General features: G+C 53.7%; 13 protein-coding genes. 5 read left to right on the top strand and 8 right to left on the bottom strand.

What is annotated here, in order from left to right; translation table 11 throughout:
- Positions 1-67: 67 nt before the first annotated feature.
- The 4 genes from AUQ41_RS18255 (at position 68) to AUQ41_RS18270 (ending at position 4126) form a co-directional block, all read left to right on the top strand.
- A complete protein-coding gene (locus tag AUQ41_RS18255) occupies positions 68-1264 on the top strand; it encodes an amino acid ABC transporter permease (protein WP_063089712.1) in 1197 nt (398 codons plus the stop codon).
- A 1-nt stretch (position 1265) separates the two neighbouring features.
- Positions 1266-2369, top strand: coding sequence for an amino acid ABC transporter permease (locus AUQ41_RS18260; RefSeq protein WP_063089713.1), 1104 nt, complete (start codon positions 1266-1268; stop codon positions 2367-2369).
- 17 nt (positions 2370-2386) lie between these two features.
- On the top strand, positions 2387-3172 hold the full coding sequence (locus AUQ41_RS18265; protein WP_040823744.1) for an amino acid ABC transporter ATP-binding protein: 786 nt from the start codon (positions 2387-2389) through the stop codon (positions 3170-3172).
- Positions 3173-3307: 135 nt separating this feature from the next.
- The gene (locus tag AUQ41_RS18270; RefSeq protein ID WP_063089715.1) at positions 3308-4126 is read left to right on the top strand and encodes an ABC transporter ATP-binding protein; all 819 of its coding nucleotides are present in this window, start codon (positions 3308-3310) and stop codon (positions 4124-4126) included.
- A 29-nt stretch (positions 4127-4155) separates the two neighbouring features.
- Here the strand turns inward: AUQ41_RS18270 and AUQ41_RS18275 are convergent, their stop codons facing one another.
- From AUQ41_RS18275 to AUQ41_RS18310, 8 genes are all read right to left on the bottom strand, one after another.
- Positions 4156-4920, bottom strand: coding sequence for a DeoR/GlpR family DNA-binding transcription regulator (locus AUQ41_RS18275; protein WP_008890742.1), 765 nt, complete (start codon positions 4918-4920; stop codon positions 4156-4158).
- A 200-nt stretch (positions 4921-5120) separates the two neighbouring features.
- Positions 5121-6461: a thymidine phosphorylase gene (gene deoA, locus AUQ41_RS18280; protein WP_063089717.1), complete on the bottom strand. Its 1341-nt coding sequence runs from the start codon at positions 6459-6461 to the stop codon at positions 5121-5123.
- A gap of 59 nt (positions 6462-6520) precedes the next feature.
- Positions 6521-7327, bottom strand: coding sequence for a purine-nucleoside phosphorylase (locus AUQ41_RS18285; protein WP_063089718.1), 807 nt, complete (start codon positions 7325-7327; stop codon positions 6521-6523).
- On the bottom strand, positions 7324-7737 hold the full coding sequence (locus AUQ41_RS18290; RefSeq protein ID WP_063089720.1) for a cytidine deaminase: 414 nt from the start codon (positions 7735-7737) through the stop codon (positions 7324-7326). The genes AUQ41_RS18285 and AUQ41_RS18290 overlap by 4 nt, the downstream gene beginning before the upstream one ends.
- Positions 7738-7846: 109 nt before the next feature.
- Positions 7847-8818: an ABC transporter permease gene (locus tag AUQ41_RS18295; RefSeq protein WP_063089722.1), complete on the bottom strand. Its 972-nt coding sequence runs from the start codon at positions 8816-8818 to the stop codon at positions 7847-7849.
- Positions 8818-9936, bottom strand: a complete 1119-nt coding sequence (locus AUQ41_RS18300) for an ABC transporter permease (protein WP_063089724.1) — start codon at positions 9934-9936, stop codon at positions 8818-8820. The genes AUQ41_RS18295 and AUQ41_RS18300 overlap by 1 nt, the downstream gene beginning before the upstream one ends.
- Entirely contained in the window at positions 9933-11507 is a 1575-nt protein-coding gene (locus tag AUQ41_RS18305) for an ABC transporter ATP-binding protein (protein ID WP_063090131.1), read from the bottom strand. Before AUQ41_RS18305 ends, AUQ41_RS18300 begins: the two co-directional genes overlap by 4 nt.
- 52 nt (positions 11508-11559) lie before the next feature.
- The gene (locus AUQ41_RS18310) at positions 11560-12555 is read right to left on the bottom strand and encodes a BMP family protein (protein WP_063089726.1); all 996 of its coding nucleotides are present in this window, start codon (positions 12553-12555) and stop codon (positions 11560-11562) included.
- Between the two features lie 622 nt (positions 12556-13177).
- Here AUQ41_RS18310 and AUQ41_RS18315 point away from each other — a divergent pair.
- The gene (locus AUQ41_RS18315) at positions 13178-14770 is read left to right on the top strand and encodes a bifunctional UDP-sugar hydrolase/5'-nucleotidase (protein ID WP_063089728.1); all 1593 of its coding nucleotides are present in this window, start codon (positions 13178-13180) and stop codon (positions 14768-14770) included.
- The last annotated feature ends 6 nt before the right edge of the window (positions 14771-14776 follow it).

The following is a 14776-nucleotide window of genomic DNA, read 5'->3' on the forward strand; positions in this document are numbered from 1 at the left end:
AACGCATGGGCGGAGCTTTTCGTTAGGTGCTTGCTGATTTTGGATACAATCTACACCTGAGGGTCATATGAGTAAGCCTCAAAATGCCCCGGGGGATGTTCGTTCCAAGGGCCTCGTTGATTATCTCAATGACGAAAACGTCCGTGCGGTGCTTTATCAAGTCGTCGCAATTGGACTGATCGTTCTTGCGGGCTGGTACCTGGTGTCCAACACCTTGTACAACCTTGAACAACAGAACATCTCAACCGGTTACGGGTTCCTTGATCTTGAAGCTTCCTTCGAGATCAGCGAAACCATGATCGATTACAGCGCCCAAAGCGACTATGCGACGGCGTTGATGGTCGGTCTTCTTAACACTGTGAAGGTGTCACTGCTTGGGATCATTTTGTGTACGATTATCGGGACAATCTTTGGCATTGCGCGCCTGTCCTCGAACTGGATCGTTCGCAAACTTGCGACTGTGTATGTTGAAACGTTCCGGAACATTCCGGTCCTGTTGCAACTGTTCTTCTGGTACGCACTTATTCCAAGCGCTTTCCCGCATCCACGCGACGCGCTGGAGCCTCTGCCCGGTGTTTTGCTGACGTCGCGCGGTATGTATTTGCCGGTGCCGGAACCTGATAACGCCTATACCCTTATGACCATTGCGGCCGTGATTGCCTGCGTTGTGATCTATTTCGTCAAGAAATGGGCCAAGAAACGCCAGGACGCCACAGGTCAGCCCTTCCCGATGCTTCTTGCCGGGATTGGTATTTTCGTTGGTCTCGTCCTGGCTGCCTATCTGGCAGGTGGCGCACCGACCGACATGAGCATGCCGGCCCTCAAAGGCTTTAACATTCAGGGTGGCTACAACATTTCGCCTGAATTCATGGCGGTTCTGATCGGGCTTACGGTTTACACCTCGACCTATGTTGCCGAGGTTGTTCGTTCCGGTATTCAGGCTGTTCCGAATGGCCAGTGGGAAGCTGCCGACAGTTTGGGCATTCGCCGTTCTATTGCGCTTCGCAAGGTGATCCTGCCGCAATCCATGCGTGTCGCGATCCCGCCACTGACCAACCAGTATCTTAACCTGACCAAGAACAGCTCATTGGCTGTTGCCGTCGGTTATCCGGATCTGGTTTCTGTTTCCAACACGACCATGAACCAGACAGGTCAGGCGATCGAGGCAATCTCGATCTTCATGTCGATCTATCTTGGTTTGTCCTTGTTGACCTCGCTCTTTATGAACTGGTTCAACAAGAAAATGGCACTGGTGGAGAGGTAACATGTCAGAAAACGCAAAATTACCTCCTCTTCCGACCGGCACCTTTTCCGAGCGTGCCGTGGCATGGTCGAAAAAGAACCTGTTTGATGGATGGTTCAACACCCTCCTGACCCTTGGTTCGATCGCATTCCTCGTTTGGCTGATTCCGCCAATCGTCGAGTGGGCCATCATCAATGCGACGTTGGCGCCATCAATTGAGGCCTGCGCGGAAGCGACAGGTGCCTGCTGGGGGTTCGTTAATGCCAATTTACGACTGATTCTGTTTGGCACCTACCCGTTTGAAGAACAATGGCGGCCGCTTCTTGCCATGATCCTTCTTATGGGCATTATTTGCGGCAGTCTGGGTGCGGTTAAGTATCCGAGCCTGCGCAAGGCAATCATTCCGATGTGGGTCATTGGTGTGCCGATTATTGCCATCCTCATGTGGGGTGGTGTGTTTGGCCTTACCTATGTCCAGAACAGCTATTGGGGTGGCTTGCCGCTGACCCTGATCCTGTCCTCGATCGGTGTGATCTTTGCCTTCCCGTTCGGGCTGCTGCTAGCACTTGGTCGTCAGTCGCACATGCCGGCCATCAAAACCGTTTCCGTGGTGTACATCGAAGTCATTCGTGGTGTGCCGCTGATTACGGTTCTGTTCATGGCATCCGTCATGTTCCCGCTGTTCCTGCCAGATGGGGTTACCATCGACAAGCTGCTGCGCGCGCAGATCGGTATTATCCTGTTTACCGCCGCCTACCTCGCCGAGGTATTCCGTGGTGGTCTGCAAGCCGTTCCGCGTGGTCAGTTTGAGGCTGGTGACAGTCTTGCGCTGTCTTATTGGCAGTCGATGCGTTTGATCATTTTACCGCAGGCACTGCGTCTGGTGATCCCGCCGACCGTCAACAGCTTTATCTCCATGTTCAAGGACACCACACTGGTCGTGATTATCGGCCTGTTTGACTTCCTTGGCACGGTAAAGCTGGCACTGCGCAGTGACCCGGCCTGGACCAAATATTACGTCGAAGGTTATGCCTTCGCCGCGGCAATATTCTTCCTGATCTGTTTCTCGATGGCGAAATATTCCGCCTATCTTGAAAAAGAGCTTCGCAAAGGCGAACAAAGGTAAGGAGTGAGGAAAAAACAATGACTGTAGCAACTGAACCCACTACCGGCGCTGTGCCTCCTCCGTCCAAAGAGGATGTCATCACCGTCAACAAGATGAACAAATGGTATGGCAATTTCCATGTTCTTCAGGATATTGACCTGTCTGTTCGCAAAGGTGAGCGTATCGTTATCTGCGGCCCGTCCGGCTCAGGTAAATCGACGCTGATCCGCACCCTGAACCGCCTTGAAACCTATCAAAGCGGTGAAGTCTACGTCGATGGCATTTTGCTTGGTGACGATGTAAAAAACATCGAAGCCGTGCGCCGCGAAGTCTGCATGGTGTTCCAGCACTTCAACCTTTTCCCGCACATGACCGTGCTGGAAAACCTGACGCTGGCCCCGATCTGGGTTCGCAAGATGCCCAAGAAGCAAGCCAACGAACTGGCCATGCATTACCTTGAGCGTGTGCGAATTGCCGAGCAGGCCCACAAATTCCCGGGTCAGCTTTCCGGCGGTCAGCAGCAGCGTGTGGCGATTGCCCGTTCGCTCTGCATGCAGCCGAAAATTATGCTGTTTGATGAACCGACCTCGGCGCTTGACCCGGAAATGGTCAAGGAAGTTCTCGACGTGATGGTCGAACTCGCCAAGGAAGGTATGACCATGCTTTGCGTGACCCACGAGATGGGCTTCGCCAAAGAGGTCGCTGACCGTGTGATCTTTATGGATGCAGGCCAGATCGTCGAAATGGCTGGTCCGAAGGAGTTCTTTGATAACCCGAAAAGCGATCGTACAAAGCTGTTCCTCAGCCAGATCCTGTCGCATTAATCGGCTATCAAACACCCGATCTTTGCAAAACGGCCCCCATTTGCGGGGCCGTTTTCATTTTTGTAAAAATGATCCTTGCCCAGACCCGCGCAATTGCCGAAACTCGGCCCAACACGTTCATCATCCGGATTGCCAATGACCACGCCTGAAACCAGCTCCGCGACCCATCCGGCCTTTATCTCGGTTGAAAATCTCAGCAAACGGTTTGGCGACAAACTTGCCCTTGATGATGTCAGCTTGCATCTTCCCAAGGGCGAAACCATGGCCATTATTGGTCCGTCTGCCGCAGGCAAAAGTGTTCTGATGAAATGTCTGGTTGGGATTTACGGCGCCGATGCAGGCAAGATCCTTTTGGATGGCGATGATGTTAGCCAAACCAATGCGCCCAAACGCGCCGCATGGGCGGAACGCATCGGCATGCTGTTTCAACAAAATGCCCTGTTTGACAGTTTGAAGGTTTGGGAGAACATCTGCTTTCGTCAGATTGAAACCGGCACTCTCAGCCGCAAGGAGGCCAGGGAACGTGCCCTTGATCTGTTGGGCCTTGTCGGTCTGGCATCGGAAAGTGCGGATTTAACACCAAGTGACCTGTCTGGCGGCATGCAAAAACGCGTTGGTGTCGCACGGGCGATTTCCACCGATCCGGCGATCCTGTTGCTCGACAATCCGACCGCCGGGCTTGATCCGGTTTTGTCGAACCATATCGAACGCATGATTGGCAAGATTGCGGAACAACGCGGGACCACGGTGATATCAATCACCAACGACATGCAGATTGCCCGCACCCGCTATCAGAACCTGATGATGATGCATGACGGCAAAGTCTATTGGGCGGGCAAAACCAAAGATATCGATGATGCACATAATGCGCATCTGACCCAGATGCTGAACGGATCGTCACAGGGCCCGATCACCATGCGAACCGGCAAACGCGAAGATCACGTCTATAGCTAACCGGATAATCACCCTGCCCCTTGGCGGTTCTAGTTGGCTGTATAGACCGAAACATCGGCTTCGCGGATCACATCGGCCCAAACCGGCCCCGGATGACGGTCTGTAAACAGAGCGTCGATTTCGGAAAGATGTCCCAGGCGCACCATCGCACGACGGCCGAATTTCGATGCATCCGTGCACAGGAATGTTTGGCGGGCGTTGGAAATAATCGCCCGCGCGACGCGCACTTCACGATAATCAAAATCCATCAGGCTGCCATCTTCATCGACACCGGAAATCCCGACAATCGCATAATCAACCTTGAACTGGTTGATGAAATCAATGGTGGCCTCGCCGATGACACCGAAATCGCGCTGTCGCACAACGCCACCGGCAATAATCACTTCAAATCCCTGATTGGCAGCACAGATTTCTGCAACATGCAGGTTATTGGTAATGATCTTAAGACTTTTATGGCCCAGAAGCGCATGTGCGACTTCTTCGTTGGTTGTTCCGATATTGATAAACAGAGACGCGCCTTCGGGGATATGTTGCGCCACCAGCTTTGCGATCTCACGCTTGCTGCCAAGGTTTAGAACTTGACGGTCGGTATAGGCGGTATTTTCGGTGGTCGAGACACTGGCAGCCCCGCCGTGATAGCGGGCAATCAGGCCTTCTTCGGCCATTTCATTGATGTCGCGTCGGATGGTTTGTGGCGTGACAGAAAAATGTTCGGCAAGGGTATCAATGGTCATAAAGCTGTTGGAGGCGACAAGCTCCAAAATCTCTCTACGACGCCGATCCAGTTTCCCCATGCCTCTCTCCTTCTGTTTTCAATTTTCATCTTTATTGGAAAATTTTCATTCCTGATCAAAATGCTTTCTCTTGAGCCATTTGGCAAGCCTTGTCCGTCGAAAGCAAATGCGCGCAGAAAGCTGACGGCGAACTTCGATAAGCGCAGAAAACAAAAAAGCCGGGTTTCATCCCCGGCTTTTTGCTTTTGACTTGGTAACGATCACGCCTTTTTGCGTGCCACGATCCGTTCCCGTACAGCTGGTTCGGTACCTGTCGGATCGACATCCCCCTCGCCGATCACGATAGCTTCACGCAGCAAGGCGGTTGCTTCTTCAAGCTGTGCATCGTCACGGGTATGGGCCAGGCAAATTGGTGTTTCGGCCGATACCGGCTGTCCAACCTTGATGAAATCGGTAAAGCCGACAGCAAAGTCGATCTTCTGGTCTGCCCGCGTGCGCCCGCCTTTAAGCGACACCAGCGCAAGACCGACCTTTCTGGCATCCATCGAGAGAACACGGCCGGTCTTGGCGGCTGTGACCGTATTTATCATCGGGGCGGCTTCAAGATACTTGTTGGTGTTTTCGACAAAGTCCGCAGGACCACCAAGACTTGATACCATCTTGCCAAAGGTCTCGACTGCCTTGCCGCTCTCAAGCGCCTCTGTTGCCATACGCAGGCCATCGGAAACATCGGCTGCCACACCACTAACGGTCAGCATTTCTGCCGCCAGCGCCATGGTGACGTCATAGACACGTTGTTCCTGATGCTTGCCGGTCAGAAAGTTGATTGCTTCCTGCATTTCGAGTGCATTGCCAACTGTGTCACCCAGCACCTGCTCCATATCGGTCAAAAGTGCGACCGTGGGAACACCGTTGCGGGTGGCAACTTCGGTAATGCTTTCGGCCAGTTCACGGGCGCGCTCATACTCGTTCATAAAGGCGCCAGAGCCGAATTTCACATCCATGACAAGGCTATCAAGCCCGGCTGCCAGTTTCTTTGACAGGATGGACGCCGTGATCAACGGGATGCTCTCAACCGTCGCAGTCACGTCGCGAATGCCATAAAACCGTTTATCGGCCGGTGCCAGATCGGCTGTCTGCCCGATAATGGCACAGCCGACTTCACGGGTGACCTTGGCGAATTCGTCAAGACTTGGTGTGGTGCGATAGCCCGGAATGGAGTCAAACTTGTCCAGCGTCCCGCCGGTATGGCCAAGGCCGCGGCCGGAAATCATCGGCACGAACGCCCCGCAGGCACCAACAATCGGACCCAGCATCAGGCTTACTTTGTCACCAACGCCACCGGTCGAATGCTTGTCCACCACAGGTCCATCAAGGCCAAGTGCCTTCCAGTCCAAAACCGTACCGCTATCGCGCATGTTGCGGGTAAGGGCCGCGCGCTCGTCCATGGTCATGCCATTAAAGAACACTGCCATGGCAAGGGCGGCAACCTGCCCTTCGCTGATGCTGTTATCGGTAATGCCCTTGACGAAAAAGGCGATCTCAGCGTCTGTCAGAACTTCGCCTTCGCGTTTACGGCGAATGATTTCTTGGGGCAGCATGTGCTGTCTCCTGCGCACGTGTCGTTAATTCAAATAAGACGCTTTGAAGTCATTCGACTTCAGGAAGCGCTTGAAAAGTATTGCAGCAATATCTTGATAAGATTGGCCGAACCGGCTTTCGACATTTCCAATGTCTGCTCGTGGCTAAGCGGTGTCGCACTCATGCCGGCGGCCAGATTGGTGATGTTTGAAACCGCGGCCACCTTGAATCCAAGACGGCGGGCCAGAATGTTTTCCGGCACGGTCGACATACCGACCGCATCCGCGCCAAGGATCTTGAGCGCGCGGATTTCCGCTGGCGTCTCAAAGCTTGGCCCGGTGCACCAGCAATAGGTTCCCTCGAACAGTTTTATGCCAAGCTTGGCCGCCGCGCCATGCAGCCCAGACCCGATTTCAGGATCATAAGGCACATCCATGCCGACGAAACGGTCATTACCGTGAAAGCCGATCAACGGATTGGGACCAAACAGGCTGATATGATCAGTAATCAGCATCAGACTGCCCGGCACAGCCTCAGGGATCAGTGAACCGGCAGCATTAGTCAAAAGCAGACGTTCTGCGCCAAGTTCGCGCATAATTTCAAGCGGCTCAGCCATCAAATCCGATCGGCCATGTTCATAATAATGCGCCCGCCCCTGCATCACAGCGACCGACACACCGCCAATACGGCCAAGAACGAGTGTCCCGCCATGGCCAACCACGGTGGGGCGCGGGAAGCCCGGCAATTCTTCGTAGGCGATGCTGATCGCATCACTTACGGCGTCAACCACACCGCCAAGTCCGCTGCCAAGAACCAATGCGACTTCCGCCTTGAAACCCGGTGCCTTGGCGGCAATGACATCAAGCGCTGCTTTTACATTGCTCATTTGAGGTTCTCCGGCCCGAAGGAATGGGGAATAAGTTCTTCACGGCTGAGCGTCAGAAGCGTTTCACCGGCATCATTGATGATAAAGATGGTCGCATCCAGACCGGTAAATTCGCGGATCTTCTGGCGGCACCCACCACACGGGGTACAGGCGATATCGCCCAGCCCGACAACGACGATCTCGTCAAAACGGGTTTCCCCTGACAGTACCATTGCCGAAATCGCGCCGGCCTCGGCACAGACGCCTTCGGGATATGCCGCATTTTCAACATTGCAGCCTGAAATGACCTTACCCTCAGTCGTGCGCAACGCAGCACCGACAAAGAAGTTCGAATAAGGCGCATATGCCTTGTCACGAGCCGCAAGAGCCGCGTCAATCAGATCGCGCGGAGCCTGTTTATGAGCAACCATTTGTTTGATCCTGTTTTGATTACCTATCGCGCCTGACCAAAGCGCACATTTCTGGAAAAGTGGTTCGGGACTGCCTGTATCATAGGCCGAGACCCGAACCACGAAAACCTTAGCGTTCCTTGACGTATGCCCGACCAAGCGCCTTTGGCGGAATGGCCCGGCCAATAAACCCGGCCAGAAGAATGACCGTCAGAATATAGGGCAATGCCTGCACCAACTGGACCGGAACTTCGCCAATACCGGGCAGAACGACACCCTGCAAACGTGTGGCTGCCGCATCAAGGAAGCCAAACAGCAGGCAAGCTGCCAATGCCGGGAACGGACGCCACTTGCCAAACACCATGGCCGCTAGCGCGATATAGCCTTTGCCTGCGGTCATGTCCTGCAGGAAGGATGCGCCCTGTGCAGTTGAAAGATAGGCGCCTGACATGCCAACAAGCACACCACTGCAAATCACGGCGCGATAGCGCATCGCAACAACGCCAATGCCGGCCGTATCAACAGCCCCCGGGTTTTCACCAACCGCGCGCAGACGCAAGCCAAACCGGGTGCGATACATCACCCACCAGGCTGCCGGAACGGCGAGGAAGGCAACATAAACCAGTATATTATGACCGCTTAGCAGTTCCGAATAAATCAGGCCCATAACCGGAACGTCCTGAACGGCGTCGGCACCTGGGAACGTAATCGGCTGGAAACGTGATCCTTTATCAAGCGCTGGCGTTTTGCCGCCCTGTGCAAAAAGTGCAATCCCGACAAGGGCGGTCAGACCCGACATCAGGATATTGATCGCCATGCCCGAAACCACTTGGTTGCCCTTGTGCGTGATGCATGCAAAACCATGCAGAAGCGAAAGCGCAATCGTGGTTGCAATCGCGGCCAGTAGCCCGACCCACGGGCTACCGACATAGAATGCAACCGCAGCAGCCGAAAACGCACCGCCCAGCATCATGCCTTCAAGGGCAAGGTTAATCGTCCCGGACCGTTCGGAAAACATCCCGGCCAAGGCCGCAAGAATAAGCGGTGTCGAGGTTCGCAGCGTTGCATCAAGCAACAGGATAATCAGCTGAAATGTATCCATTATGCGGCCTCCCCGGCATCATGGCGCAGACGCCAGGCTGTATAGATCTTCGTCACACGCGGACGGAACATGTGTTCCATCGCGCCGGTAAACAGGATGACAAGCCCCTGAATAACCACGACCATGTCATTCGAGATGGTCGGAATTTCAAATGAAAGCTCTGCCCCACCCTGATAGAGCATCCCGAATAGCAAAGCCGCAAGGAAGATGCCAAATGGATGGTTGCGCCCCATCAGCGCCACAGCAATGCCAACAAAGCCATACCCGGCGGTGAAATCAATCAGCAGGCGGTGCTGAACACCCATGACTTCGTTTAGCGCCACGAAGGATGACAGCGCACCTGAGATCATCATCGCGATGATGATAAAACGCCCGGGCTCAAGCCCGGCATAGGTTGCCGCCACAGCATTGGCACCAACTGTCCGGATGGCATAGCCCCAACGGGTGTGCCAGATAAACAGCCAGACCATGACGCTGATGACGATTGCATAAACAAATGACAGGTTCAGTGGGCTTGACGCCATATCAACGCCAAGCGCACCCGCAATGTCATGAATAAATGGCAACCGCAAATGTTCGGCGATCTGTTCGCTTTCGGGCGTCATCGATCCTTCCGGACGAAGCACATTGACCAACAGATACACCATCAGCGATGAGGCGATGAAGTTGAACATGATCGTCGTAATAACGACGTGCGATCCGCGCCGCGCCTGCAAGTAGGCCGGGATATACGCCCACGCCGCGCCAAAAATCATCGCCGCCAACATCGCCACAACCAGCATGATCGGGAATGGCAGGAAATCGAGATAAAGGGCGGCCAACGTCACACCAAGGCCACCGATATAGGCCTGCCCCTCGGCGCCAATGTTAAACAGCCCGCAATGGAACGCGACGGCAAAGGCAAGGCCGGTAAAGATAAAGTTGGTGGTGTAATAAAGCGTATAACCCCATGCCTCTTCATAGCCAAACGCGCCATAAAGCAGGATTTCAACCACCTGAACCGGGTTTTCACCAATCGCCAAAACCACAAGCCCGGACACAACGAGGGCCGACAGCAGATTCAGCAAAGGCAAGGCGCCAACATCAATCCAGCGTGGCAGTTCGACAGTCTTGCTCATGCCTGCCCCTCCGCTGCCTTGGCTTCATTTGGGTCAACGCCCGCCATCATCAAACCAAGCACGCGTTCGTTGGCCTCAGACGCGGCAACTTCACCAATGATGGCCCCATCGCACATCACCAGAATGCGGTCGGCAAGCGACATAATCTCGTCAAGCTCCACTGACACCAGAAGGACGGCTTTGCCTGCATCCCGCATGGCGACAATACGTTTATGAATGAATTCAATGGCACCGATATCGACACCACGGGTCGGCTGACCCACCAGAAGCAATTCCGGGTCACGCATGATTTCACGCGCCAGAACAAGCTTTTGCTGATTGCCGCCCGAGAAATTGGCAGCTTTCAAATCCGGATTGTCCGGACGAACGTCAAATTCCGACATCATATTGGCTGTGGCAGCTGAAATAGCATCCCAATCCAGAAGCCCGCCCTTTTGATAGCCAGGATCATCTTCATAGCCAAGAATGGCCGCCTCTTTGGCTGAAAAGGCCGTGACCATCGCCATGCGATGGCGATCCTCGGGCACATGCGCGACACCGCGACGACGGAGCTCTGCGGCATCAACACCTTTGCCCGGCGTTACATCCTGCCCGTTTAGTTCCACGGTCCCTTCGCTGGCAGATCTGATACCACCAAGCGCTTCAAGTAGCTCACTTTGTCCGTTACCAGATACCCCGGCAATGCCGACGATTTCGCCTGCGCGCACGGTGAAGGTCGCATTTTTGACCTTACGAACGCCCTGCGCATTATCAACACAAAGATTATCGACTTTAAGCACGGTCGCAGCCGGATTGGATTCACCTTTTTCAAGGCGTAGCAATACCTTACGGCCGACCATTAATTCCGACAGTTCTTCCGGGCTGGTTTCGGCTGTCTTGCGATGCGCCACCATTGCGCCCTGGCGCATCACGGATACGTTGTCCGTTGCGGCCATGATTTCGCGCAGTTTGTGGGTAATCAGAACAACCGTCTTGCCCTGTTCTTTCAGGGTATCAAGAATTCTGAAAAGGTGATCAGCTTCCTGCGGTGTCAAAACACCGGTCGGCTCATCCAGAATAAGAATTTCCGCCCCGCGATAGAGGGCTTTCAGGATTTCCACACGTTGCTGGAGCCCGACCGAAAGATCACCCACCGTGGCGTCCGGATCGATATTGAGCGAATATTCGCGTTCAAGACGCTTGAGTTCTTCGCGTGCCTTTTCAACACCGTCGCGCAGAACAGCACCGCCTTCGACGCCAAGAATAACGTTCTCAAGCACCGAGAACGTCTCAACCAACATGAAATGCTGGTGAACCATGCCGATCCCGACCGCGATCGCGTCTTCTGATCCGTTGATTTCACAGAGCTTGCCATCGACGTGAATGGTTCCTGCATCGGCCTGATAAAAGCCGTACAGAATACTCATCAGGGTCGATTTACCAGCCCCATTTTCGCCCACGATTCCGTGGATAGTTCCCTTGTCGACCTTCAGGTCGATTTCTTTATTGGCATGTACCGCACCGAACCGCTTGTCTATACCGCGCAGTTCAATAGCGGGTTGCACGGCACCGGTTTCCCCGGCGCCGTGCATTTGATGCATCGTATCCGACACGACAAATCCCCGATTTGCTTTGACGTCTGCCTTACATTGGGCAGGCGCTATCGCTCATGTAATCGTGTACTTCAAGGTTCCCGGAAATGATTGCTTCCTTGGCCTCGGCAACGGCTGCTTTCATCTCGTCGGTGATCAGGCTTTCGTTGTTTTCATCAAGTGCCCAATCAACGCCGCCTTCTGCAAGACCCAGAATGGTAAGGCCCGGCTCCCAGGTATCGTTGGCAGCAGCCTCGAACGCTTCGTAAACAGCAACGTCAACGCGTTTCAGCATAGACGTCAGAACCGAACCCGGATGCAGGCCGTTCTGGTTGGAGTCCACACCAATACCGAGTTTACCGGCATCTGCAGCAGCCTGAAGCACACCAACGCCAGTACCACCTGCAGCATGGTAAACAACATCAGCACCACGGTCGAACTGCGATTTTGCAAGCTCACCACCCTTTACCGGATCGTTCCAGGCCGCACCGGTAGTGCCAGTCATGTTCTGGAAGACTTCGGCATCGCCATTCGAATATTTTACGCCCTGTGCGTAACCGCAGGCGAATTTGCGGATAAGCGGAATGTCCATACCACCGACGAAACCGACCTTGCCGGTTTCAGATGCCATAGCCGCCAGAACACCGACAAGGAACGAACCTTCATGTTCCTTGAAAACCACCGACTGAACGTTCGGCAGGTCTACAACCATGTCAACAATGGTAAATTTGGTTTCAGGGAATTCTTTAGCGACTTTTTCAAGTGCAGAAGCCTGGGAAAAACCAATCGCAACAATCGGACTCATGCCGCGGCGCGCAAAGTTGCGCATTGCCTGCTCGCGCTGTGAATCGTTCTGGATTTCGAAGTCACGATACTCAGTACCGGTATCTTCCTTGTACTTCTCGGCACCCGTGTATGCCGCTTGGTTGAATGAGCGGTCAAAACGACCACCAAGATCGTAAACCACAGCCGGATTGATTTCTGCAGCCGAAGCAACGCCTGCATAGCAAGCAACAGCCGCGACCACCGAGGTCAGAAGCTTTTTCATTCCGATGCCCTTCTTTGTTTGAATTCTGATTATCTTTCCGCCAATGCCCATCTTGTTTGGCGGAACTCCCTCATCGAAAACACATGTCTCGCAACATAAGCAAAGCGGCGTTGGTCGAGGACCAATGCAGCGCGGTTTGGCATGCTGCGAATGCTCATGGTAACTACAAAATATAGTGCCCTGTAAATAGCTGAGCACGCAACACGTTGCACAGACCTGTCCACTTGGTCAGCACCAATGCACTACAACCGGAACTTCAAATCGCATATCTGCGGGGTTTCCCTTACTTTTGGGCCGATCAGGCTCAAACCTGAAGCATCCTTTTCTGCACGGTAATTTATCTTTGTCGATGCGCGCAAATGGCACCAAATTGGGACGATTGAATCTCGAATGATTGAAATTGGTGCGCTTCCGATTCTTCCCGACATAAATGAACCGGCGCGGATTTACGACCACAACCGATGTGTAATTTTAACCACACCGTCAACAACCGGACATACCGTTCACGAAAGTTTGGTGCTAGCATTCCGCGGGGCAAAGATTTTCCGACCCACAAATTTGCGTTTTCATACTTTCCCTCCCGATCGGGACAGGAAGAGTGGATTATTGTTGGAGAACAGGAATGAAAAGAACAATTGCAGGGCTGCTGTCGGCCTGCACCATGCTCAGCCTTGGTGCCGGAAGCGCGTTGGCCGATTATGATTTGCGTCTGATCCATACCAATGACGTCCATGACCGCGTTGAATCGGTCACAAAATACAATAACACCTGCAGTGCCGAGGACGACGCCGAAGGCAAGTGCTTTGGCGGCTATGGCCGTCTTGCCACGGCCATTCGTGACGCCCGTGCCGAAGGTGGCAATGTTCTGGTTGTCGATGCAGGCGATCAGTTCCAGGGATCCCTTTACTATTCGACCTACAAGGGTTCGCTGACGGCTGAGCTGATGAACCTTGTTGATTATGATGCAATGGCGGTTGGCAACCATGAGTTTGATGATGGCCCGGATGTCCTGGCAAGCTTCATCAGAAAAAGCCTTACCCCTATTCTGTCGGCCAACATCGAAGCCACCACGGATGGTCTGAATGAACTGATCAAACCTGAAACCATCATCACGGTTGGCGGTGAACGTATTGGTATCGTCGGGCTGACAACACCGGAAACGGCCGATATTTCAAGTGCGGGTCCGAACGTCAAGTTCAACGACCTTGCACAATCACTGCAAAGCTCAGTCGATCGCTTGACCACCCAGGGCATCAACAAAATTGTCGCTCTCAGCCATTCGGGCTCATACGCCGATTTTGAGTATGTCAACGATGTCACTGGTGTTGACGTGATTGTCGGCGGTCATGACCATCTTCTGTTTTCCAACAGTGATGACAAGGCATCCCATCCCTACCCGGTCGTCAAAAATGGTGCCGATGGCAAACCTGTTCTGATCGTCCAAGCTTATGCCTATAGCCGTTACCTTGGCGACCTGAACGTCACATTTGATGATGCCGGTGTGGCAACCGCATGGTCGGGTGATCCGATCGCCCTTGATGCCAGCATCAAACCGGCCGAGGACGTTCTTGCCGTTATCTCTGAAGCCAGCGGTCAGGTTGATGCCGTTCGCACCCTTGAAGTTGGTAGCTTCACGGCACGTGCAGATGGGTCGCGCGAAATCTGCCGCAAGATGGAATGTTCCATGGGTTCGTTGGTTGCCGATGCGATGCTTTGGAAGGCTGGTGATGAATATCAGATCGCCATTCAGAACGGCGGCGGTGTGCGTGCAAGCATCGATGAAGGCACGGTTACCATGGGTGAAGTCCTAACGGTTCTGCCGTTCCAGAACGCCTTGGCAACCTTCAAGCTTTCCGGTGCGGATATCGTTGCATCGCTTGAACATGGTGTATCGCTTGTCGAGGAAGGCAAAGGCCAGTTTCCGCAGGTTGCGGGCCTGAAATTTGACCTTGATCTGTCGCAACCTGCCGGATCGCGTGTTTCAAACGTCATGGTTGCTGATGGCAACGGCTTCGTACCGATCGAGACCGGCAAAATGTATGGAGTTGTTTCCAACGACTTCATGCGTAATGGCGGTGATGGTTACGCCCTGTTCCGGGATAATGCCACCGATGTTTATGACTTCGGACCGAACCTTGAACAGGCTGTTGCCGACTATATCGGGCTTAATTCGCCACTGACCCCGACGACCAAGGGTCGCATCAACCTGAAATAAACAGGT

Origin of the sequence: Thalassospira sp. MCCC 1A02898 (assembly GCF_001618185.1) — a bacterium.
GTDB classification, from domain to species: domain Bacteria; phylum Pseudomonadota; class Alphaproteobacteria; order Rhodospirillales; family Thalassospiraceae; genus Thalassospira; species Thalassospira tepidiphila.

Bases quoted from the DNA above. Each gene is read 5' to 3' on its own strand.
- AUQ41_RS18275 (WP_008890742.1), bottom strand. From the start codon at position 4,920: ATGGGGAAACTGGATCGGCGTCGTAGAGAGATTTTGGAGCTTGTCGCC.
- AUQ41_RS18315 (WP_063089728.1), top strand. From the start codon at position 13,178: ATGAAAAGAACAATTGCAGGGCTGCTGTCGGCCTGCACCATGCTCAGC.
- AUQ41_RS18285 (WP_063089718.1), bottom strand. From the start codon at position 7,327: ATGAGCAATGTAAAAGCAGCGCTTGATGTCATTGCCGCCAAGGCACCG.
- AUQ41_RS18310 (WP_063089726.1), bottom strand. From the start codon at position 12,555: ATGAAAAAGCTTCTGACCTCGGTGGTCGCGGCTGTTGCTTGCTATGCA.
- AUQ41_RS18305 (WP_063090131.1), bottom strand. From the start codon at position 11,507: ATGCACGGCGCCGGGGAAACCGGTGCCGTGCAACCCGCTATTGAACTG.
- AUQ41_RS18290 (WP_063089720.1), bottom strand. From the start codon at position 7,737: ATGGTTGCTCATAAACAGGCTCCGCGCGATCTGATTGACGCGGCTCTT.
- deoA (WP_063089717.1), bottom strand. From the start codon at position 6,461: ATGCTGCCCCAAGAAATCATTCGCCGTAAACGCGAAGGCGAAGTTCTG.
- AUQ41_RS18270 (WP_063089715.1), top strand. From the start codon at position 3,308: ATGACCACGCCTGAAACCAGCTCCGCGACCCATCCGGCCTTTATCTCG.
- AUQ41_RS18255 (WP_063089712.1), top strand. From the start codon at position 68: ATGAGTAAGCCTCAAAATGCCCCGGGGGATGTTCGTTCCAAGGGCCTC.
- AUQ41_RS18260 (WP_063089713.1), top strand. From the start codon at position 1,266: ATGTCAGAAAACGCAAAATTACCTCCTCTTCCGACCGGCACCTTTTCC.
- AUQ41_RS18295 (WP_063089722.1), bottom strand. From the start codon at position 8,818: ATGGATACATTTCAGCTGATTATCCTGTTGCTTGATGCAACGCTGCGA.
- AUQ41_RS18265 (WP_040823744.1), top strand. From the start codon at position 2,387: ATGACTGTAGCAACTGAACCCACTACCGGCGCTGTGCCTCCTCCGTCC.
- AUQ41_RS18300 (WP_063089724.1), bottom strand. From the start codon at position 9,936: ATGAGCAAGACTGTCGAACTGCCACGCTGGATTGATGTTGGCGCCTTG.